The following is a 19910-nucleotide window of genomic DNA, read 5'->3' as shown; positions in this document are numbered from 1 at the left end:
GACCGGTCCGCCAGGGTCGAATGTCATCGGACGCTCCCGTGTGGTGCGGGGAGCTCCGTCCATGGGACGTGCCATGTGGCACGAACGGCGAGATCCAGTGCCTGCCGGTTCTTCTCGCCGACGTAGGCGAACAGATCGCGTAGCATCTCCCGGTCGGGGGATGCCAGTGCCTCGATCCGGTGGGACAACCCTGAGAGATCATCGCGAATACAGGACAGCGCATAGACCGAGCCGCCGCGCCGGCTCGCGGCCAGGACGGCCGACAAACCGATGTCGATATCGGACCGTTCTCTCACACGCCAGCACTGCGGATCACGCACCGCCTGCCGACTCGAAGCATCGACATAGTCGTACAGCCTGCGCACCGCCTGGTCATCCGGATCGGCGGCGTCCAGCGCCTGTGCCTCGGTGGCCATCGCGAGCACCGCACGCCGCACGCCGTCGATATCGCCGGTCTCGGGCGCCTCGCGCAACCGGTCCGCGAGTGAAAGCAGTTGTCGCTCCAGCTGATTCATCTCGAGGACCTCCTCGCTCGGGACCGCGTCGGCAGAATCCTCTCCGGCCCGCGTGTTCACCCTAGAGGTTGCGCGACCGATCCCGCTGCGGCCCAAAGCCAGTGAACTCGAGGGCCTTTCGTACTCTCCCCGCGAGCATGGTCAGCATGGAAGAACCCGGCCACATCGCTGGCTCGCGCGGTGTGGCCGGGTTCGTTTCTCGATCCGACTCGGTCAAGCAGTGTCAGCAGTTGCCGCTGCCGGTGCCCGCATGACCGGGAGCGCCGCTGCCGCCTCCGCCGGTCCCGCCAGGGCCGCCGGGGCCACACTGACCGACAACGCCGGTGCCGGTTTTGACCCCACCGTTGCCGCCGTCTCCGCCGGCCCCTCCGGATCCGTTCGCGGCGGGTCCGCCGGTGCCACCGGTCCCACCCGCGCCGCCGTTGTTGTTCACGCCGGACGCGGCACCGCCGCTGCCGGCCTTACCACCAGCCCCGCCGGTCGCGGCGGCCAGGGCGGTTCCCCCGGTCCCGCCCGCCCCGCCTGCGGCGCCCGCGCTTCCGGCAGCTGTGCCGCCACCGCCTGCTCCACCGACGCCGCCCGCGCCGCCCGCGCCCGCAGTGGGTCCGCTGATGCCGCCGTTACCGCCGCGACCGCCGGCGCCCATGGGCCCGAGCCCGCCTGTCCCGCCGTTACCGCCCGCTCCACCGGCGCCGCCGCCGAAGCCGGCTCCACCGTTGCCGCCATTACCTCCGGGACAGTCCGCGGTGCCCGCGCTGCCATTGCCGCCGACACCACCGGCCGGGTGGGAGGCCGTCCCCGCGGCACCGTCGGCGCCGTTGACCGGCGCACAGGCGGCGAATGCTGGTGGGGCCACGGCGATCATGGCTCCGGAGGCGAGCACGAGGCCACCCAGGACGGCGGCGAGACGAGTATGCGTAGTACGAGTTCTGATCATGATGATGCTCCCAATATGCTGACGAGCAGATATGCACGCTGTCCATACCGTGGCGGAATTGCCGCCAAGTCGGTGACTCCTCCGGTTCGTCCAGGGAGGAGTGTGTGAATACACCCCGCGCTAAGGCGTATTCACCGGCTTGTCCGGTCACCCGACGAGCCGACACGCGTTCGTCGTCTTCGTCAGCGTTGCTGGAGACTGAAATTCGAACTGTGGTTGTCGCTGAGGTTCGGAACTGCCGTGTCGGACGGTGTTACCGAGAATCCATGCGGACGGTCTCTTCGGTGAGAGCTATCACGAACCTCGAGTGGCTCGGATTGTTACATCCCCATTACACGCCCTCGTCAGCACGACGTCAACAGTGTAGGTCTATGTTAGTTGGATACGGTGTACCGGTAGTTGCCCACGCGAGCAGGAACCCTGCACGTTCGGCGGTGCCGGGCCGAATATCAAGCGCCGGGCCGCTGGTCGAAGGTGACGGTGATGTCCTCGAAGTCTTTGTTGCGCTGGGCTTGTGCCTGATCGGTGTAGGTGCGCCGATCCCCAGTGGTGAGGCTGACGTTTTCGGTGAACGGGGTCATCAAGGCGCGGGGGTGGAGTTTGTCGATCCGCACGACGTTGATCTGCACACACAGCACGACCGAAAACGCGGCCAGGTAGAGAAAGCCGAGCAGTCCGAGCACAACGGCGAATACACCGTTGGTGTTCGAGGCATGCCGCACCACTCGGATGACGTAGAGCGAGCCGAAGCGTTGTAGCAATTGCCACACGATGGCGGCCGTGATCGCGCCGGGCGCGACCTGCCGCAAGCTCAGGGGTCTGACGGTGGCCATCTTGAATGCGATCGCGAACAGTCCCGCGTTGAGCACAACCGATACCAGTATGAGTAGCCAGGCGAATCCGAAACCGATATGCAGCGCGGCGGCGAATCGCGACAAGACCGTCAATGCGAGCATCGTGGGACCGAGGGTGATCAGTCCCATCAGCCCGCGTGCTCGTGCGGCGAAGGGATCGGGACGTTGATTGCGGGGCACCGACCAGGCGATGTTCATCGCGTTCTGCACGGCTACCGATACGGCGAGGCCACCGTACACAGCGCCGGCGATGCCGATGATCAGGCCCACGGTGCCGCCACTGAGTCGCTCCGGGTGACCGAGTTGGTCGCCGATCACCGGGAATTGACTCACGGCCGAGTCGAGGATGCGCTGCTGGAGGTGCGGGTGCGTTTTGAGAACCACGCTGAGCACCGTCGACAGAATCAGCAGTAGCGGAAACAACGACACAAACGCGTAGTAGGTGAGCAGCGCGGCCAGGTATCCGCCCTGATCGTCGACGAACTTGTAGATCACCGCGAGGGGAAACCCCACACTGCGGTGACGTTGCTGCCACCGGTCGACTCGGGCGAGGAATTCGGACACTCATTCCTCACGGTGCGATATGACGGGGATCAACCGTCGGCGGCCGGAGATTGGTTGCGCCCCAGGGCGAGTCATCGGCGAGTCGAGCGGCGCACACGCCGGCGTAGTTGCCAGATTCGCAGTGATCCGGCCGTCGCTGTCAGCAATACGCCTGCGACAGCGGCCATCAGCATCGCGACCGCCAGCGACAGATGTCCGCTCATGCCGAGGTAGGAGATCTTCACCGACTGGGTGTTCTGTAAGAGGAAGATCAGCAGCAGTACCAGGACGAGACCGAAGATGACGATGCCGATCCACGTATTTCCGGTGCGGGTGGCCCGCAGCGGGCTGCGGTTGGCGGGGACCGGCGGCGGACGGCCAGCACTGGTCGGCGGGGCCGGTATGGGTGGTGCCGATCTCGCGCCGGACGGATCGACCATGATGCGCCTCCTCTGGTGAATGTGACGAGTGGCGGGAGGCCCGCCCCTTCCGGGTATCGGATTTCCCGACAACGCCCGACAGCTCCGTCACTCGAGCGGATACCGCGCACACGCGGCCTCAAACCCCCAGTCGCTCACGTGCACTCAGGGCCCACGTCGCAGCCGAATGCCGTTTCACGATGAGGCGGGCCGCCAGCCCAGCTCCGGCCCCAGCCTCGTCGCGATGTCGGTGAGGATCTGCACGTAGTCCTCGTGTTCGAAGGCGAATGGCAATGCGAAGGCAACCTGATCCACCTCGCGGAACGCCGCATGCGCGTACAGCTGCGCGGCGATCTCGGCACTGCTGCCCACGAGATCCCGCGCGAACATCATTCGGGCGGGGCCCTGCGGCGCGGCGGTGCGAGGCGTGCGGCTCGCGGCGTAGGCCTCGTACTTCGCTCGCTGTTCGGCCGACGCCGAGTCGGTGGGAATCACGACGAGGCCCTGTGACACGCACGCCTTTTCGCCGTCCGGGTGGTGCGCGCGGAAGGTGCGGATCTGGGAGAGCTGGATCTCGGCGAAGTCCTCTGACTCCTCCGCCTTGACGACGCTGCTGGTCAGCAGGTTCATCGCGTGCTGCCCGGCCCACTGCGCGGAACGTAAACTGGCGCCGCCGTACCACATCCGCTCCCCGAGCCCGGCCGAATACGGCTGCACGCGGTCGGAGAAGACCTCGAACCCGGCCGTGCCGCTGAAGCCGCTCGCGGGCTCACCGCGCACGAAGGAGAGCAGCCGCTCGACGCGCGCGTAGCTGAAGTCCTCGACGTCCGCGGTGTCCGGGTAGAGCGCGTCCCTGACATGTTCGTAGTGCATCGGCGGGCCGACGCTGATGCCGGGATTGAGCCGTCCGCCGGAAAGGATGTCGACGGTTGACAGGTCCTCGGCCAGCCGCAGTGGATTCTCCCAGCCGAGCGGGATCACGGCCGTCCCGAGCTCGATCCGGCTGGTCCGCTGCGAGGCCGCGGCCAGCACGGCGACCGGCGAGGAGATCCCGTATTGCAGGTGCCGGTGCCGCACCCAGGCGCTGTCGAAGCCGAGCTGCTCGCCGAGCTCGATGACCGCGAGCGTGGACTCGTGCCCCGGCCTCGGATCGGCCGCGTCGAACAGGCCGATGGTGAGGAATCCGAGTTTGCGCAACGGTTCCGAACTCTGCGGCACTGTGCCCCCCTCTGCGGTTCGCCGGTAATTCATGATGCCAACGCGTCACCGAGTCTGTTGCTTCCCTAGGTCCGAAGCTCGGTCTCCCCTGTGATCTCTCGGACATTCCCGAAGCGGACGGTTCCCCGTGACTATTTAGTCAGGTAACCTGATAATATTGCCTTACTGAGTGGTACTTCCGAATTTGACGGTGTTACCTCGCACGCGGCCCGCCTGATTTCGCGCGGGCGAGACCCGCATTCTCGGTCGAGTTCCGCAAAGCAGCTTCGCGTCGGTTACCCGGCGTGGCTCGTGACGACTTTCGGGAGGCTGATCGCAATGACGAATTCGATGACGAATTCTCAGTCGGAGATCCAGGGCGTCGATGACCCGTATCGGGATTCGACGCTCGTCGTCGACGAATCGGATTCCTTCTTCTTCGACCATCCGCTCGACCATGTGCCTGGGATGTTGTTGTTCAGTGAGCTTCTGGATTTGGCATCGAGCGCGGAGCACGCTCGCGAGGAGTCGCTGCCGGGACGGGTCCGGGGAGAGGTCCGGTGCACCAAGATCTGCGAGTCCGACCAGCCGACGACCATGAGATGTGTGGCGCGAGAATCGGGTTGGCGGACGACCGCGACGCAGGGCGGATATGACGTCTGTGTCGCCGACTTCGAATTCGTGCGCCCCGCCCCGATGGTCTGCGCGCTCGGCCGGATCATCGCCGCCGTGCCGGCCCCCGCCGAGCTGGTGCACCGGCACCGGTCCTCGAACATCCTTGTCGGCCAGGCGTATCCGGGCCCGGACGGAGCGCCCCAAGCCCCGGTGCTGACTCCGCCGCAAGGGCATCCGCTGCGGGTTGCCGAGCCGGAGTACCGCACGCCGGTCGAGATCGCCGAGGCCGCACGGCAATTCGGGATCTACCTCGAGCACACCGAGGCCGGGGCGCCGCTCGACACCCGAATGCTGGCGCTCTCGATGACGATCGATATCCCCTTCCGGGTGCCGCGGAGCGTGCCGCTGCTCCTCCGCTGCACGCAGCATCAGAATCCGACACGGCGGGCGATCAGCTCGATCGCGTTGATCGACGCGGTTACGCAGACCCAGCTCGGCACGCTGACCGTGATATCGACCAACGTCAGTCCCGGCGACTACGCGCGGATGCGAGCGACAGCATGAACCGGCGAACCCTGTTCCTCGCTGTGCCACAAGCGCTGTCGTTGTTCGGCGTAGCCATGGCAATCGCCGGGATCGTGCGGTACTCCAGGCCTGAGCATGCGGGCGCCGTCGGAGCCACGGCGACCGGACTGTTCGTGATCTATCTGGCGTGGTTGATTGTGGAGTGGCGGATCACCTTCCGGCACATCGGTGGTGAGCCGAGCGAGGGATGGACGTTCTATCCCTACGCACTGGGGCGGGCGGGAGTCGGCGTCGGTGCGGCCGTCGGACCGCTGCCGTGGTCCGGATGGTCGCCGCTGCTCCTGCTGCCGGTCGTGCTGTTCCTGGCCGGGATCGCCGAACGGCAGGTCGCGATCGGCACATTGGGCCGCTTCTATTCCCATCATGTGGTGCGACAGGACGACCACAGCGTCGTGACACACGGGGTGTATCGGCTGGTCCGACATCCGGCCTACGTCGGGATGTTGCTCGCCAACGTCGGCTTCACCGGGTTCTTCCTCAACCCGTTCACCGTGGTCTCGCTGCTCGTGCTGGTGTTCGGCGTGGTTGCGCGCATCCGCGTCGAGGAACGGGTCCTGTGGACGATCCCCGCGTATCCGCAGTACGCGCACGGTCGGGCGCGGCTGCTTCCCGGAGTGTGGTGACGTGGACGCCGTCGAGATGTTGACCACGACCCGGACAGTGCGATTGCGGCTGGACCTTTCCAGACCGGTGGACTTGGACGTCGTTCGGGACTGCGTCCGGATCGCCCAGCAGGCACCGACCGCGGGCGACCGGGAGGCGGGGTGCTGGATTGTCGTGACGGACCCGGCACTGCGAGCGAAGATCGGCGCGGTCTACCGCGAGGTCTTCGAGGCCAGATATGCCGGTGCCGACAACAACACCCCGCTGGCCCGTAGCGCCCGGTACCTCGCGGAGAACCTCGGCGCGGTCCCGGTCTTGGTACTGCCCTGCCTGCACGTACCCGGTCGTCGGCTACCCACCGGCAGCCAAGCCGGGAGGTGGGGATTGATCCTGCCGTCGGCCTGGAGCTACATGCTCGCGGCTCGATCGGCGGGATTGGCCACCGCGTGGACGTCCCTGCACCTGGACGCCGAGGACGAGATCGCCGCGATCCTCGAGCTGCCCCCCGACGTCCGTCAAGCCGCGCTCATCCCGACCGCGCACCCGCTGGGGAACGGATTTCGTCCGGCGCGCCGGCGCCCGGTCGATGAGATTCTCCACATCAACGGTTGGCAGGAGGCCACGCCATGACGATCTCCGCGGCATCGCCGACGCATGCCTTCAACCCGCTTCAGGTGGGCCACAAGTTCGCCCGCCTCGAGCAATTGCGCCGGGCCGACTTCCCCGTACCGGAATTCTTCTGCCTTCCGGCCGCGGAGTTCGACCAGGCGCTCGAAGCGATCCACGATCAATTGCCCGACCGCGGTTCGGATCCGGTGACGTGGTGCGCCGCCGCTGCGCGGGCTGTGGCCGCGGCCGTGCCGACGGGTGACCTCGCCGAGCGCCTCCTCGCCGAGTTCGACGCGGTGATCGGTGTCGGGGAGCTAGCTGCCGTCCGGGCGTGCGTGGTCCCGGGGCTGGATGGGGTCGGTGAGGACACCGCCTCGGATCCGTTCGCCGGGATGAGCGAGAGTTTCCTCTATGTGCCCCGCTCCGATCTGCTGTCGGCGGTGGCGCGATGCTGGGCATCGGCGTTCAAACCCGAAGCCGTCCAGTACCGGCTGCTGAAGGGCATCGATCCGACCGGTGCCCGGGTCGCCGTGGGTATCCAGCGCATGGTGCTGGGCACGCGATCCTTCGTCGCCTTCACCCGGGATCCGCGCGACCTCGACAAACATGTCGTCATCGCGGCGGCCCATGGCATCGGCGAGGGTGTCGTGCAGGAGAAGGCCGATATAGACCACTTCTTCGTCGATCGCGCGACCGGCCGGGTTCGGGCGCGGACCGTGACCAAGCGGTGGATGGTCGGCCCGCCGCCGGAGCCACGGGTCCCGGTGCCTGCCGATCTGGCCGACACTCCAGTGCTCACCGAGCAGCAGGCTCGGTCGGTCGCGGAGCTCGCGCAGCGGGTGGAACGGTATTTCGGTGTGCCCCAAGACATCGAGGGGACCTTCTCCGGAGACGGTGCGCTGCACCTGGTGCAGGCCCGTCCGATGGTGATCGCGTCCGATCCGGACGAACGGCCGGTCTACTGGGGCAATCACAACATCACCGAAAGCTATCCCGGCATCTGCGGAGCACTGACCTACTCCCAGGCTCGCATCTTCTACCAGGCCGCGTTCACCGATCTGTATCGCCGACTGGGCATCTCGGAACGCAAGCTGCGAGCCAATGGCCACCGGTTGGCCAGGATGGTCGGTTATCTCGACGGACACGTGTACTACCGGCTCGACGATTGGCAGGTCCTGCACGACCAGCTGCCGGTCTTCGACCTCGTCCGCGCCGACTGGGAGGAGTCCATGGGCATCACCGGCCCGGCGCGAGGTGAGCGCCGCTGGTCCACTGGCCGCATCGCGGCTCACCTGCCGGTTGTCCTATGGCACGCGGCCGGGCATCGGCGTCGGATCGCGCAGTTCTTCCGCTGGTGGGATCCGCTCATGGCAGAGGTCTACGCGGTCGAGGGCCGGTCCCCCGACGATCTCATCGCCCTGTATCGCCGGGTGTGGGCCGAGGCCGATCGGCATTGGGGTGTCACGCTGACGAACACGCTGTACACCGGGTTGGCGCTGCGCGCCGGGACCGCCCTGCTCCGGCGCTGGACGGGCGGCGGGCCCGAGCTGTTCGTCGCCCTCTTGTCGGGTGGGCCCGAGAACCGGTCATTGGCCGCGGCACGTGCGGCCATCGCGCTCGCGGAGCAGGCCGCGGCGATGCCGCAGCTGCGCGCGGCGATGTTCGCCGCCCGGACCGATGACGACGATCGTCGGATCTGGGAAGACATCGACGCCGGACGGTACGGCGCACAACTGACAGCGGCCGTTCGGGCGTACCTCGATCGTTACGGGGACCGCGCACTGCACGACCTGAAGCTCGAGGAGCCGACGCCCCGGCAGCGGCCCTGGATGCTTGTCGGCGTGCTGCGCCCATTCGTCCGGCAGGGTACGACGGTCGCCGACAACCGTGCGGCCGAGGCGGCGACTGCCGCGGATGCGAGACAGCAGCTGCGTCGAACCTGCCGAAACCCGCTGCGACGCTTGGTGATCAACAGGCTGCTGGCGGTTGTGCGGTGGTGTGTCAAGGCCCGGGAAGACTCCCGCTTCTGCCGGACTCAGCTATTCGGTATTTCCCGAGAGGTGATGTGGCAGTTGGGCACTGAGCTCGCCGAGGCGGGCCAGCTGCGCGACCCCCACGATGTCGTCGACCTCACCGTGGAGGAGGTCATCGGCGCCTTCGACGGGACGCTCGCGGGTCCGAGTCCGGAAGCCCTGGCGGCACTGCGGCGATCGGAACGCGAACGCCACGCCGCGCAGGCGCCGCTGCCGATCCTGATGGCAACCCCCAGGAATCGGCCGCTCGCGGTCGGCCTGCGCGAGGCCGTGCCGATCGGCATCCCGGCCGGCGACGACCCACCCGGGGCACTGCATGGTCTGGGGTCCAGTGGCGGACGCGTCCGCGGCCGGGCCCTGGTCGTCCTGGACCCGGCCGTCGCTCCCGACACCTGCCGGGACCGGATCCTGGTGGCCCGCGAAACCGATCCGGGCTGGCTGCCCCTGATGATCGCGGCCGCCGGACTGATCGTCGAGCGCGGAACCCTGTTGTCGCACACCGCCATCACCGGCCGACTACTCGGCGTGCCCACCGTGGTGGCCGTACCGCAGGCAACGATCCGCATCCCCGACGGCGCGTGGATCGAGCTCGACGGGAGCACCGGCACCATCCGCATCCTCGACGACCCGCCTCCCGACAAGACATTCGAACACTGACCGAACGGAGACCGTCATGCACTACCCGTTGCAAGATCGGCCCGGGGTCGCGCTCGATCCCGACTATCTCGAACTGCTGCGCAAGGAGCCGCTCGTTCCGGTGGAGCTGGCCGGTGGCAGGCAGGCTCTGCTGGTCACCCGCCACGCGGATGTCTGCACGGTGGTGACCGACCACCGGTTCAGCCGCGAGGCGTGGAATCACGGCACCCTGTTCGCCCGGCGCAGTGACGGGCTGGCGCTCCTCGCCAGCGATGCCCCGACACACACCCGGCGACGCGCGGCCGTGCAGGGCTGGTTCACGGGACGCCGGGCCGCGGCGGCTCGTCCGCGGATCGAGCAGTCGGCCGAGCGCCTGATCGACGAGATGGAGCAGGCCGGTCCGCCGAGCGACCTGATCGCCCGGTTCATCCAGCCGCTGTCGTACGGGGTCACCTGCGACATGCTCGCGGTTCCGACCGCGGACCTCGAGCTGTTGCTCCCGTCGATCACCGTGATGATGTCGATGGGCCGGTATTCGAAGGAGGAGGTGGACGCGGCCCACAACACCACGTACACCTACTCCGAAGGCCACGTCGCCCGACTCCGTCATGCCATGGACACCGGCGCTCCCGGCCACGACCTCCTCACCGCACTACTCGCCGCGGGCGAGCTGTCGGAGGAGGAGATCATCACCTTCGGCTTCGGGCTGCTGATCTCCGGCGGCGAGACCACCACCCATTTCCTGTCCAGCTCTATTCTGCAGCTGCTGTCCCAGCCCGGCCTGGCAGAGACGCTGCGCGACAACCCATCACAGATCCCCGCCGCGATCGACGAATGCCTGCGCTGGGTCTGGTTCGGAGTCTCCGGTGGTCGCCCGCACGTGGTGCTGGAAGAGGTCGAACTCGCGGGCGTACGACTGGCCCCCGGGCAGGTCGTCATCCCGATGGCCGAACCCGCGAACCGCGATCCATCGGTATTCGAGGAACCCGACGAGTTCCGGCCGGACCGTTGCCCGAATCCGCACGTCGGCCTCGGATACGGACGCCATCGGTGTCTGGGCGCCCCACACGCCCTTGCCGAGATGGAGATCGCGATCGCCACCCTGCTGCGCCGGCTGCCCGATCTGGCGATCGCGGTCGAACCCGAACGGCTCGATTGGCGGGACAAGATGTTCATCCGCGGCGTCTGGTCGCTGCCCGTCACCTGGAGCGTGCGATGACCGGGCCGAACACCATGACCACAGGCGACCTGGACGCATGGGGCGCGAAGTTCGAAATCGGCTGGCGCAGCCGGGATCCCGAGGCGATCGCCGCGTTGTTCACCGAGGACGCATGGTATCGCCAGGGGCCCTTCGCTGCCCCGATCATCGGACGGGAGGCGATCCTCGCGCAGTGGACCACGACATTGAACCGGCAGGGCGACCCCCAGGTCTGGGTGTCCGAACCGATCCTAGCGGGCGACCGCGCCGCCGCGGAATGGTGGTGCGTCGCACACGATCCCGTCACCGGCGTACCCCGCACCGCCGCGGGCTGCGTGACGGTCTGGTTCGCCCCGGACGGACGATGCCGCGGACTGCACGAGTACTGGCACGGACAGCCCGACACAGCTCTCCCACCCCACGGCACCTGGCCGCATCGCCGCGCTGAAACCGAAACACGATGAGCGCCCCCGCTTCTGACACCGTGTCGACCTGGGCCGTCGCGGACGTACTGTTCTCCCCCGAGCAGGTTGCCGCCGTCGAGGGCGTCATCGAGCACCGGCTCGGCGGCGTGAGCCGGATCCGGCTGGCGTTCCTCGGTGGCAGTCTCGCGGTCGGGCTCGGGCACGGTACCTCCGATGTCGACGTCTACGTCGTCGGCGACGGCCTGCCCACCGGCGAGATCGTGCACACCTACGACGGCATCCAGGTCCACGTGAACCCGATGACCGCCGATAAGGTGCGTCGGCTGCTCGACCTCGGTACCCGGTTCCGCGCCACCGGCGCGGACCGCGAGCAGGTCGGGATCGAGTGGATGACCCTGAACGCGCTGATCCGGCTCGCCACCGGTATTCCGCTGCGTATCGGCGAGGAATGGCGGCAGGCCTTGTCCGCCTTCGATTTCGACGTGGTTCGCCGGATCCTGATCGTCCGCAACGGCAATATCTGCGCGGCCATGGCCGAGGACGCCTTCGGCGCGCTGGAGATCGGCGACCTGCTCACCGCCACGACGGCGGCGGCCATGGCACTGGAGGCGGCGGGCGAGGCTACCCTCGCCGCCGCGGGCGATGTGTACTTCGGCCCGAAGTTCCACTACCGGCGGCTGGCGCGGACGGCAGCGACCGCGCCCTGGCTCGACCATCTCTGGCAGCTCGACCACCGCGACCTGCACCCCGCCCGGGGTGCGACGGCGCGGGAGGTGCGGGCCGTCGTCGAGGAGCGGCTGTGGGCCGCCGGGCAGCTCATGGCCAGTTGTGTTCTCGACGGCTGGGACAAGCCCCTGTCGGAGCTCCCCGCGCCGACGCGGCCCGGCGGCGACAGTGTTCGGCGCGACGTTTTCTTCATTCCGCTGCGATTCGCCGATGGTTGGGCGCTGATCGGGCCCGCCGAGGGCTACGAGGTCAGCGAGGCCGTAGTCCGCCTGTGGCGGGCGCTCGATGGGCGCCCTTCGACAGAGCTGACAGCACAGGATGTTCCGGCAGAGATCGGAGACATCGAGGCAGCGGTGGCGAGTCTGGCCGCGGTCGGCGCGGTCGAGGCCCTCCCGGTCGGCACCGCGGAGCCCGACCCCCGCTACGTCATGGTGGCGCCGCACTTCGGCTGCCACCCTAAAGCGGCGGGATCATGATCGTCGCGATCGTCGGAGCGGACGGCGCGGGCAAGACGACAGTCACCCGCGCCGCCGCCGAAAGACTGGGTACGAGCGCCACTGTCGTCGACCGCTGGGACATCGTCGGCAGTCCTCACTACCCGACCGCAGCCTTCCTCGAGGCCGACGTTCGGCGGGTCCGCAGCTGTGCTGTCGGCATGGCTCCGGAGTCCCGCCTGCTGTTCCTTTTGTGGGCCGCCGTCGCGTCCGTGACAGATCGTGTGGCCGAATCGGAGACGGACTCGGTGCTACTGCTCGACGGCTATTGGATGAAACACGCTGCGAGCGAGATCGTCTACGGCATGGACGAGTGCTGGGTAGAGGCGGTCGGAGCCGGGCTGCCGGGCGCCGACCGCGTCGTGTACTTGCGCTCGGATCCACAGACCGCCTGGGACAGGATCGGTGCCCGGGCCGTGCCGTACGAGTGCGGTCTGGATCCGAGCTGCGCCCAGTCGAGTTTCCTTCACCACCAGGGGAGGATCCACGAAATCTTCGACTCCTGGGCGAATCGGCAGAATTGGGCCGTCGTCGATACCAGGCGGCCGTTCGCACCGGTAGTCGACGCAGTGGTCGAAGCCGTCCTTGCATGATTGGTTCGGTTAACCGGCAAGCAGTTTGGCGAGCTCGGTATACATCTCGGTGATCGCGGCGTCGATGGCCGGAGATACGCTGGAGAAGTTGAGAAATCCGTGGATGAGCCCGGCATAGACATGCAGGGTCACCGGCACACCGGCAGTGGCGAGCTTATCCGCGTAGGCCGCGCACTCGTCGCGTACCGGGTCGAATTCGGCGGTGGCGATGATGGTCGGGGGCAGGTTCGTGAAATCGTCGGCCAGCAGCGGGGAGGCCGGGGCGTGATCCTTCGCGGTGGGATCGCTGGAAAGGTAGATCCTGGAGAAGATCTCGTCGTCGACCGGACTCATCACGTTCCCGGTGATACTGATATCGCGTGACGCGTAGTGAGTGCGGCCGGAGAGGTCGGTACTGGGGTAGGCCAGCAATTGTGCGTCCAGATGCCTGCCCTCGTCACGGAAGCCGAAAGCCACACCTGTCGCGAGGTTTCCACCCGCGCTGTCTCCGGCGATTGCGAGCTTTCCGCCGCCGTAGTCGTCGATATGGTCGGCGACCCACCGAGTCACCGCCAGGCAGTCGTCGTATGCGGCAGGGTACAGATATTCCGGGGCGCGCCGGAAACCGACATCGATGACCGTCACGTTCGCATCCCGGCACAGCCTGCGGCTGACGTGGTCGTAGGTGTCGAGGTCACTGAGGACGAAACTGCCGCCGTGGCAACAGACCACCGCGGGCGTCTCGCCGATCACATCCGGGCGATAGACCCGTACCGGTACTCCGGCCAGGGTGTCGTCGTGGACCGAGCCGACCGCGAGCGGTGGGTTCGGGGCGAGGGACAGCGCCAATCGTTGATGCGCGACCCGCTTCTCGTCGAGAGACAGCGGATCCGCCGCCGACGGGGAGTCGGCAACCTGCTTGATCAGTGCCCTGATACCGGGATCCAAAGGCATTGCTCCACCGTCCTTTCGGAGGCATTCGGCGCGCGGTACGTCCAGGTACCACAATAACGACGGTACGCTGATGTACCATCGGTGCGCAAGGCCAGATTCCCGACACCGAGGCGATCACGTGACAACCAAGGAAACCGGCAACGACCAGAGCGTCGTGGGCGACCCGGCAACGGATGTGTTCCGGCGCCGGCTGCTCGAGGGCCTTGCCGCCTCGATCGAGGAGCGTGGGTACCGCGACAGCACGGTCGCCGATGTCGTCCGACATGCCCGGACCTCGCGGCGGACGTTCTACCAGCACTTCGACGGCAAGGAAGCGTGCTTTGCCGCGCTGCTCATGGATACCAGCCGCCAGATCCTCGCGTCGGTCACCGCGGCGATAGACCCGACCGCGCCGTGGACAACGCAGATTCGGCAGGCGATCGAGGAATGGTTCCGCGCGAACGAGGCGCGGCCGGCGCTCATGCTGGCGTGGGCTCGAGACGCGCAGGGCCTGGGTGCGGCGTCCCGCCCACTGCAGCTGGACATGACCGGAGGGTTCGCCGACCTGGTTCTGGCGGTGTGCGATACCGACGAATTCCGCGCGACCGGTGCGGCACCGGTGTCGCTGCCGCTGGTCATCCTGCTCCTGGGCGGCCTGCGCGAGCTGACGACCACCATCGCCGAGCAGGGTCTGCCCATGAGCGATATCACCGAGGTAGCGGTCGACGCCGCGATCACACTGCTCGGTCCACGGGCCTCGTGAGCCACGATGCTCAGGGCCGCGGACCGAACCCCCGCCATTGCGGCCCCGCCAGCTTCAGATGCGCGGGGTCGGGCAGCTTGTGTGTGCCGAACAGGAGCTGGGCGTTCCGGCCGAGAATGTTGTCGCGGGCGGTCTCGGAGAGCCCGTCGATGGTCATGATTCGCCCCGGTGGGTCGAAATCCCAGTGCGGCCAGTCCGAGGAGTACAGCAGCGTATTCCCGGCGTCGATCATCTCCAGCGTCTGCGCCAAGGCCTTCGGGTGGGAGACCTCGAGGGGCTGGGAGGTGTAATACATCTGCCGCATGTATTCGCTGGGCCGTTTCGTCAGCAGCGGCGCATCGGACGTGCGCAAGAGGAATTCATGATCCAGGCGCTGCATGAGGAACGGCACCCACGCGAGACCGCTCTCGATCCAGATGACCTTCAGCCTCGGAAAGCGTTCCGGCAGACCGTTGAACAGCCAGTTGCTGAGGTGAGCCATATTGCAGGTGACGAACGACATGGCGTGCACGGTGGTGAATCGGTTCATCGTGCGCGTCCACGAATCACCCCAGTTGGGTCCGGCGTGGAAGCCGAGCGGCAGGCCGACCCGCTCCAATTCGGCATAGACGGGCATGTTCTGGTTGTCGTGCACACCGAAGGAGCGCTGACTGGTGATCAGGAATCCGAGCACATCGGGGTGGTCGTGGTAGAGCCGGATGGTCTCCACCGCCGCGTCCGGATCGCTGATCGGTAGCGACAGCATGGATTTGATCCGCGGATCCTTGCCCAGCACGGTGCCGACGAACCATTTGTTGTAGGCCATCGTCAGCGCCACGGCGATGCCGTCGACCGGATGCAGGCCCAGATCGAGCATCGTCTGCGGGAACACGACCTGATAGTCGAGACCGAGCGACTCGATCGCCCGCTCGGTGACGGCCACGGTGTGTTCGGAACCGGACGGTACCGGTTCGTTCCGTTCGGCCGAATGCGGGATCCGCCCACCGATCTCCTGGAACCGCAGACCCGGCGCATGGCTGGTCAAGGCGAATTCGGCGCCGCCGGGAACGGATCCGGCGATGCCCTTGCCGTAGTCGCGCAGCACCTGGTCGTCGAGGTTGTCCAGGACCTCGCTCCACTCCAGTGATTCCTCGTGGTGGGAGTCGATGTCGACGATCAGCCGATTGCGCAGGTCGTAGGTGTCGATATCACGTGCCGCGTTCGCGAGGATCTCCCGGGTATCGGACTGAAAACCGAACTCCTGCACCGGATTCACACGAACACGCTGTCGTTCGGGTGCCGCGGTCATGACGGGTCCTTCCTGTCGTGGTCCAGGCGCGACAGCCACAGCGCGAGGTCGAAGGTGTTCAGGTTCTGCGCCCGCATCAGGGCGGCGATCAGCTGCACCGCGTCGGTCGCCGACATCGCGCCCGGCTCGATCGCGACCTCCCGTCCGGCCGCCGCGCACGATGCGGCATACAGCCGGGCGGTGTCGGTGACCAGACCGGACAGCGCGGTCGACGTCAATTCCGCAGGAGAACCGGTCCACAACCGGTCGACGCATTCGTGCAGTCGAGTCGTCGCGTCGAGTAGGTCGCCGCCGCCGATCATCGTGTCAGACGCTGACATAGATCTCACCGTCCCGTTCCCGCACATCGACCGATGTGAGCCGCAGAGTGGAGATGCCCGCGTGGACGCCGGTGGCGATGACGAATTCGGCGCCGTGCCAAGGGCATACGATATGCATCTCCGAACGGTCGTAACCCATCCCGTGCGCCTTCTTCTCCGCGTCGATGTTTTCGCGCACCTTCGGCATGACCCGGCCTTGGCACACCGGCCCGCCCTGATGCGGGCACACATTGTCGTAGGCATACAGCCGGCCCTGCACGCGGAAGATCCCGATAGTGCGATCCCCCACATCGACGACCAACCTCCCGAGCTCCGGAATGTCGTCGGTTCCGCCGACTCGAACTGCGGTGATGCCGGAAGTGGTCATTTGCGAGATCCCTTCTGTTCGACCGAATCCGATGAGCCATTTCTCGGTACGATTACGTACCAATCGACGGTACGCCGATGTACCATCGCGGACAAGGGGCCGACTCCGCTACAGGTCGCGACTGCGAGTCAGTCTGAGGTAGATCTGTTCACGCGCGGCTCGGGCTTCGGGTGACGGAGTCAGAACCCAGACATGAATCATCTGCGGTGCCTCGTAGTATTCGAGGTCGGTCCCGATGAAAGCGGGCGCCATGTTCGCATACTCACGTGCCTGACAGTTCAGAATCTCGTGGGTCCCACTCAACAGGAGCACTCGGCCGAGATCGTCGTTGTTTCCGAGCATCGGACTGACACGCGCGTCGGTCGGCGGCAGATCGCCGCGGTACAGGTCACCGGCGTAACGACATCCGGCCGGGCTGAGGAATGGGTCCACCTTGTCGAGCTCATCGAGTTCCGGCTCGGCGAATCGCGTATCGAGCGTGGGGGACATCAGGACGGTCAGATGCGGATTCGGCACGCCGCGGTCGCGCAGGATCTGCGCCACCGACAGCGTGATCGTCCCGCCCGCCGAGTCGCCCATGATGCTCACATTTCCCGCACCCTCGTCCGCGATGATCCTCGCCACGATATCGGCGATCATGTCCGGCACGAATTCGCCGGTGCCGTCCGGCGCCAGCGGATAGAGCGGAATGACCACGCGTGCGGCAGTATTCGTGATCAAATCCCCGCAGAAGAACCAATGACCGGCCGACATCCCCAAGACGAAAGCACCACCGTGGGTGAAAACGACGGTGCGCTCGGGCTCACGGTCACGTGGGGTCGCGGTATGCACCACCCACTCGTTGCCACGTGGATCGATGATCGCCGTAGTGCCGACCTCGAATTCCGCTACGAAATCCTGCGGTGGATCGTTCGATGCCGGATGTGCGCGCACCTGCTGGACCGCGGCTCGCGCGGCCTCGACCGACGACATCATCTGCTTCACACCCGACTTACGAACCTCGGCGGCGAACCGCTGCGCCTCCGGACTCGGGTGAAAACGGTCCGTCATTTCCCGACCCTCCGATCCTGGTGGGACATCGAAATCGTCATGCCCGCCCGTGTCATCGCCACGGACTCCACTCGATTCGAATTTAGTCATGGTACCTTACTAAAAGCCGAGTGGAAGCCAGGGTGAAAGATGTCCGCCGAATCACGTGCACCGGGGCAGCAACCGTTGCCTGTGTTGCTCGAACAGGTCAGGGCCCTCGCCATCGACACTCTCCATGAGCGCATGACCGCGCAAGGGTTCCGAGGCATCAGCTACCGGCACGGACACGTCTTCCGGTTCATCGACGATGACGGCTCGCGGCTCACAGATCTCGCCGAACGCGCCGAAATCACCAAACAGGCGCTCGGCGAAGTGGTTACCGAATTGGAGCAGCTCGGATACGTCGAGCGGACAGGAGACCCGCGGGACGGTCGCGTGAAGATCATCCGCCTGACCGCGCTGGGCAGAGATTGCCAGGCCGCGGGCACGCGAATTCTCGCCGACATCGAACGCGAGTGGGCACATCAGGTCGGCCGCGAGCAGTTGGCCACCCTGCGCACGACGCTGGAGCACCTCCTTCGAACCGAGGGCGCCCCACCCCGTTACCGGTGAAGAACACCGACACCAGGAGACAACCCCGAATATGCCGAGATCCCAGCCGAATTCGATGGGGTCCGGTGCGCGGGTACGGCGGTACGGGTGGCGAAGGTGGCGCGGTATTCCTTGGGTGTCACACCGACGATGCGGCGGAAATGGTGGCGCAGTAGCGGTCCGGTTCCCATTCCCGTTGCCCGGGCGATCTGCTCGACATCCAGTGTGGTGTCCTCCAGCAGCTGCTGGGCGTGGCGGATGCGTTGCAGGGTGAGCCAGCGATGCGGGGTGGTGCCGGTTTCGGCGGTGAAGCGGCGCAGCAATGTTCGGGTCGACATGTGCGCGCGGCGGGCGAGCTCGGCCGTGGTGTGCTCGACGGTCAGATCGTCGAGGATGCCGTCGAGAACGGGCCGCAGGCTGATATCGGCGGTGTCGGGCACCGGCCGTTCGACGAACTGCCGCTGCCCGCCCTCCCGGTGCGGCGCGACGACCATCCTCCGCGCGATCAGATTCGCTGCGGCGGAACCGATTTCGCGACGAACCAGATGGAGGCAGGCATCGATGCCCGCGGCGGTGCCCGCGCTGGTGACGATCGATCCGTCGTCGACGAACAGCACGTCCGGATCGAGGTCCGCGCGCGGGAACCGGCGCCGGAAATCCTCGACGTAGCGCCAGTGCGTGGTGCACCGACGCCCGTCCAGCAATCCCGCGGCACCCAGGAGGTAGGCGCCACTGCACACCGACAGCAGCGTCGTCCCCCGGCCCGACGCGTCGCGCAGCGCGTCGATGACGGCCGGTGGATAGTCGCCGCGCACCGCGGCCGCCGGGACGACCACGAGATCGGCATCGACCAGTCCGGCCAATCCGACCGCAGGAACAAGTGCGAATCCCTGGTCACAGCGCAGCGGCTCGCCGGGGCATTCGCCGCACACCCGGAAATCGAACGACGGGCCGCCCTCCGCGGTGCGGTCGACGCCGAAGACCTCGCAGACCACACCCAGTTCGAACGGGGTGAAATCCTCGACCACGATGGCGGCGATCGTGTGCAGCATGGCCTCACGCTAACCCCGAGCGACGGTTCCTTCGCGGTGATAGAGCTTGGACACGATCATCCAGCGCCCCTCGACCGACAGCAGGTTCAGGAAATCGACCATGATGTCGTCCCCGAGCCGGAGCCGCACCTTGGCGAGCGCCATCTCCGGCGAGAGCGCATCGATCCAGAGCACGGCGTCCTCGCGCGGCGCGCCGTTCTGCTCGGGTGAGCGCCGGGCCCGCATGAGCACCCGGTACTCCTCACGCGGACGCACCACCACGACACCGTCCTGTGCGGAATAGAGCACCGCCGCCGGATGGAACACCCGGTCGAACAGGTCCATGCGCTGCGTATAGAGCAGATCGAAGTAATCCCGCAGCAGTTCCTCGATACCGGCGGTGGTGGACTTTTCGGCGGTGCTGGTCATGGCTCATCTCCTCGATACTTGTCGACCGTGGACGGGCTGCGCCGCGATATCGGCGCCTAGTGATTCTCAGCAATCGCGGTAGCCGTCACCAGTGGCGAAAATGCCGTCCACTGACAAGAAATTGCCACCTGCCGATACCGGTGTCGCTTCTCACAGACGAGGACACACGTGTTTCGCGTCACGTCGAAATAGACTGCA

General features: G+C 66.8%; 22 protein-coding genes. 10 read left to right on the top strand and 12 right to left on the bottom strand.

Annotated features, from left to right (window positions below; genetic code table 11):
- Positions 1-23: 23 nt before the first annotated feature.
- The 5 genes from ACIA76_RS38755 to ACIA76_RS38735 all read right to left on the bottom strand — a co-directional run bounded on the left by ACIA76_RS38755 (position 24) and on the right by ACIA76_RS38735 (position 4519).
- The gene (locus ACIA76_RS38755; protein WP_397159687.1) at positions 24-515 is read right to left on the bottom strand and encodes a hypothetical protein; all 492 of its coding nucleotides are present in this window, start codon (positions 513-515) and stop codon (positions 24-26) included.
- A gap of 223 nt (positions 516-738) precedes the next feature.
- On the bottom strand, positions 739-1452 hold the full coding sequence (locus tag ACIA76_RS38750) for a hypothetical protein (RefSeq protein WP_397159685.1): 714 nt from the start codon (positions 1450-1452) through the stop codon (positions 739-741).
- 449 nt (positions 1453-1901) lie between these two features.
- A complete protein-coding gene (locus ACIA76_RS38745) occupies positions 1902-2870 on the bottom strand; it encodes a YihY/virulence factor BrkB family protein (RefSeq protein ID WP_397159683.1) in 969 nt (322 codons plus the stop codon).
- Between the two features lie 71 nt (positions 2871-2941).
- A complete protein-coding gene (locus tag ACIA76_RS38740; protein ID WP_397159681.1) occupies positions 2942-3289 on the bottom strand; it encodes a lipopolysaccharide assembly protein LapA domain-containing protein in 348 nt (115 codons plus the stop codon).
- 174 nt (positions 3290-3463) lie between these two features.
- The gene (locus ACIA76_RS38735) at positions 3464-4519 is read right to left on the bottom strand and encodes an LLM class flavin-dependent oxidoreductase (RefSeq protein ID WP_397159679.1); all 1056 of its coding nucleotides are present in this window, start codon (positions 4517-4519) and stop codon (positions 3464-3466) included.
- Positions 4520-4816: 297 nt separating this feature from the next.
- Here ACIA76_RS38735 and ACIA76_RS38730 point away from each other — a divergent pair, with 297 nt between their 5' ends.
- The 8 genes from ACIA76_RS38730 to ACIA76_RS38695 are packed head-to-tail and all read left to right on the top strand — an operon-like array spanning position 4817 to position 12982.
- Positions 4817-5644, top strand: a complete 828-nt coding sequence (locus ACIA76_RS38730) for an AfsA-related hotdog domain-containing protein (RefSeq protein WP_397159677.1) — start codon at positions 4817-4819, stop codon at positions 5642-5644.
- Complete coding sequence (locus ACIA76_RS38725) at positions 5641-6288, top strand: methyltransferase family protein (protein ID WP_397159675.1); 648 nt, start codon at positions 5641-5643, stop codon at positions 6286-6288. Before ACIA76_RS38730 ends, ACIA76_RS38725 begins: the two co-directional genes overlap by 4 nt.
- A 1-nt stretch (position 6289) precedes the next feature.
- Positions 6290-6898 (top strand): nitroreductase family protein, encoded by a 609-nt coding sequence (locus tag ACIA76_RS38720; RefSeq protein WP_397159673.1) that lies wholly within the window; start codon positions 6290-6292, stop codon positions 6896-6898.
- Positions 6895-9567 carry a PEP/pyruvate-binding domain-containing protein gene (locus ACIA76_RS38715; RefSeq protein ID WP_397159671.1) on the top strand — a complete coding sequence of 891 codons (2673 nt, stop codon included), beginning with the start codon at positions 6895-6897 and terminating at the stop codon, positions 9565-9567. Before ACIA76_RS38720 ends, ACIA76_RS38715 begins: the two co-directional genes overlap by 4 nt.
- A gap of 16 nt (positions 9568-9583) precedes the next feature.
- Positions 9584-10765, top strand: a complete 1182-nt coding sequence (locus tag ACIA76_RS38710) for a cytochrome P450 (RefSeq protein ID WP_397159669.1) — start codon at positions 9584-9586, stop codon at positions 10763-10765.
- The gene (locus tag ACIA76_RS38705) at positions 10762-11208 is read left to right on the top strand and encodes a nuclear transport factor 2 family protein (RefSeq protein WP_397159667.1); all 447 of its coding nucleotides are present in this window, start codon (positions 10762-10764) and stop codon (positions 11206-11208) included. The genes ACIA76_RS38710 and ACIA76_RS38705 overlap by 4 nt, the downstream gene beginning before the upstream one ends.
- Positions 11205-12371, top strand: a complete 1167-nt coding sequence (locus ACIA76_RS38700; protein WP_397159665.1) for a hypothetical protein — start codon at positions 11205-11207, stop codon at positions 12369-12371. Before ACIA76_RS38705 ends, ACIA76_RS38700 begins: the two co-directional genes overlap by 4 nt.
- On the top strand, positions 12368-12982 hold the full coding sequence (locus ACIA76_RS38695; protein WP_397159663.1) for a hypothetical protein: 615 nt from the start codon (positions 12368-12370) through the stop codon (positions 12980-12982). Before ACIA76_RS38700 ends, ACIA76_RS38695 begins: the two co-directional genes overlap by 4 nt.
- A 9-nt stretch (positions 12983-12991) precedes the next feature.
- Here ACIA76_RS38695 and ACIA76_RS38690 read toward each other — a convergent pair whose 3' ends face one another.
- Positions 12992-13915, bottom strand: a complete 924-nt coding sequence (locus ACIA76_RS38690; RefSeq protein ID WP_397159661.1) for an alpha/beta hydrolase — start codon at positions 13913-13915, stop codon at positions 12992-12994.
- 118 nt (positions 13916-14033) lie between these two features.
- On the opposite strand from ACIA76_RS38690, the gene ACIA76_RS38685 reads away from it, so the two are divergent.
- Entirely contained in the window at positions 14034-14657 is a 624-nt protein-coding gene (locus ACIA76_RS38685) for a TetR/AcrR family transcriptional regulator (RefSeq protein ID WP_397159659.1), read from the top strand.
- Between the two features lie 10 nt (positions 14658-14667).
- Here ACIA76_RS38685 and ACIA76_RS38680 read toward each other — a convergent pair whose 3' ends face one another.
- The 4 genes from ACIA76_RS38680 to ACIA76_RS38665 all read right to left on the bottom strand — a co-directional run bounded on the left by ACIA76_RS38680 (position 14668) and on the right by ACIA76_RS38665 (position 17682).
- The gene (locus ACIA76_RS38680; RefSeq protein ID WP_397159657.1) at positions 14668-15945 is read right to left on the bottom strand and encodes an amidohydrolase family protein; all 1278 of its coding nucleotides are present in this window, start codon (positions 15943-15945) and stop codon (positions 14668-14670) included.
- Positions 15942-16265 carry a hypothetical protein gene (locus ACIA76_RS38675; RefSeq protein WP_397159655.1) on the bottom strand — a complete coding sequence of 108 codons (324 nt, stop codon included), beginning with the start codon at positions 16263-16265 and terminating at the stop codon, positions 15942-15944. Before ACIA76_RS38675 ends, ACIA76_RS38680 begins: the two co-directional genes overlap by 4 nt.
- A complete protein-coding gene (locus ACIA76_RS38670; RefSeq protein ID WP_397159653.1) occupies positions 16252-16632 on the bottom strand; it encodes a Rieske (2Fe-2S) protein in 381 nt (126 codons plus the stop codon). Before ACIA76_RS38670 ends, ACIA76_RS38675 begins: the two co-directional genes overlap by 14 nt.
- Before the next feature lie 108 nt (positions 16633-16740).
- Positions 16741-17682 (bottom strand): alpha/beta hydrolase fold domain-containing protein, encoded by a 942-nt coding sequence (locus ACIA76_RS38665; protein ID WP_397159649.1) that lies wholly within the window; start codon positions 17680-17682, stop codon positions 16741-16743.
- Positions 17683-17904: 222 nt separating this feature from the next.
- Between ACIA76_RS38665 and ACIA76_RS38660 the strand changes: the two genes are divergently transcribed.
- Positions 17905-18273: a MarR family winged helix-turn-helix transcriptional regulator gene (locus ACIA76_RS38660; RefSeq protein WP_397159647.1), complete on the top strand. Its 369-nt coding sequence runs from the start codon at positions 17905-17907 to the stop codon at positions 18271-18273.
- Here the strand turns inward: ACIA76_RS38660 and ACIA76_RS38655 are convergent.
- Positions 18264-19304 (bottom strand): GlxA family transcriptional regulator, encoded by a 1041-nt coding sequence (locus tag ACIA76_RS38655; RefSeq protein ID WP_397159645.1) that lies wholly within the window; start codon positions 19302-19304, stop codon positions 18264-18266. The two genes, ACIA76_RS38660 and ACIA76_RS38655, sit on opposite strands and share 10 nt — an antisense overlap.
- Positions 19305-19313: 9 nt before the next feature.
- Positions 19314-19712, bottom strand: a complete 399-nt coding sequence (locus ACIA76_RS38650) for a nuclear transport factor 2 family protein (RefSeq protein WP_397159643.1) — start codon at positions 19710-19712, stop codon at positions 19314-19316.
- Positions 19713-19910: the final 198 nt, after the last annotated feature.

The sequence above is a fragment of the Nocardia sp. NPDC051570 genome (assembly GCF_044454005.1).
Classification (GTDB): Bacteria; Actinomycetota; Actinomycetes; order Mycobacteriales; family Mycobacteriaceae; genus Nocardia.
This window is presented reverse-complemented; position numbering and strand designations above follow the sequence as displayed.

What these genes read in the sequence shown, in the direction of transcription:
- ACIA76_RS38670 (WP_397159653.1), bottom strand. Translation starts at nt 16,632, where the DNA reads ATGACCACTTCCGGCATCACCGCAGTTCGAGTCGGCGGAACCGACGAC.
- ACIA76_RS38715 (WP_397159671.1), top strand. Translation starts at nt 6,895, where the DNA reads ATGACGATCTCCGCGGCATCGCCGACGCATGCCTTCAACCCGCTTCAG.
- ACIA76_RS38710 (WP_397159669.1), top strand. Translation starts at nt 9,584, where the DNA reads ATGCACTACCCGTTGCAAGATCGGCCCGGGGTCGCGCTCGATCCCGAC.
- ACIA76_RS38650 (WP_397159643.1), bottom strand. Translation starts at nt 19,712, where the DNA reads ATGACCAGCACCGCCGAAAAGTCCACCACCGCCGGTATCGAGGAACTG.
- ACIA76_RS38705 (WP_397159667.1), top strand. Translation starts at nt 10,762, where the DNA reads ATGACCGGGCCGAACACCATGACCACAGGCGACCTGGACGCATGGGGC.
- ACIA76_RS38740 (WP_397159681.1), bottom strand. Translation starts at nt 3,289, where the DNA reads ATGGTCGATCCGTCCGGCGCGAGATCGGCACCACCCATACCGGCCCCG.
- ACIA76_RS38695 (WP_397159663.1), top strand. Translation starts at nt 12,368, where the DNA reads ATGATCGTCGCGATCGTCGGAGCGGACGGCGCGGGCAAGACGACAGTC.
- ACIA76_RS38725 (WP_397159675.1), top strand. Translation starts at nt 5,641, where the DNA reads ATGAACCGGCGAACCCTGTTCCTCGCTGTGCCACAAGCGCTGTCGTTG.
- ACIA76_RS38735 (WP_397159679.1), bottom strand. Translation starts at nt 4,519, where the DNA reads ATGAATTACCGGCGAACCGCAGAGGGGGGCACAGTGCCGCAGAGTTCG.
- ACIA76_RS38700 (WP_397159665.1), top strand. Translation starts at nt 11,205, where the DNA reads ATGAGCGCCCCCGCTTCTGACACCGTGTCGACCTGGGCCGTCGCGGAC.
- ACIA76_RS38660 (WP_397159647.1), top strand. Translation starts at nt 17,905, where the DNA reads ATGACCGCGCAAGGGTTCCGAGGCATCAGCTACCGGCACGGACACGTC.
- ACIA76_RS38730 (WP_397159677.1), top strand. Translation starts at nt 4,817, where the DNA reads ATGACGAATTCTCAGTCGGAGATCCAGGGCGTCGATGACCCGTATCGG.
- ACIA76_RS38750 (WP_397159685.1), bottom strand. Translation starts at nt 1,452, where the DNA reads ATGATCAGAACTCGTACTACGCATACTCGTCTCGCCGCCGTCCTGGGT.
- ACIA76_RS38675 (WP_397159655.1), bottom strand. Translation starts at nt 16,265, where the DNA reads ATGTCAGCGTCTGACACGATGATCGGCGGCGGCGACCTACTCGACGCG.
- ACIA76_RS38665 (WP_397159649.1), bottom strand. Translation starts at nt 17,682, where the DNA reads ATGACGGACCGTTTTCACCCGAGTCCGGAGGCGCAGCGGTTCGCCGCC.
- ACIA76_RS38755 (WP_397159687.1), bottom strand. Translation starts at nt 515, where the DNA reads ATGAATCAGCTGGAGCGACAACTGCTTTCACTCGCGGACCGGTTGCGC.
- ACIA76_RS38655 (WP_397159645.1), bottom strand. Translation starts at nt 19,304, where the DNA reads ATGCTGCACACGATCGCCGCCATCGTGGTCGAGGATTTCACCCCGTTC.
- ACIA76_RS38690 (WP_397159661.1), bottom strand. Translation starts at nt 13,915, where the DNA reads ATGCCTTTGGATCCCGGTATCAGGGCACTGATCAAGCAGGTTGCCGAC.
- ACIA76_RS38680 (WP_397159657.1), bottom strand. Translation starts at nt 15,945, where the DNA reads ATGACCGCGGCACCCGAACGACAGCGTGTTCGTGTGAATCCGGTGCAG.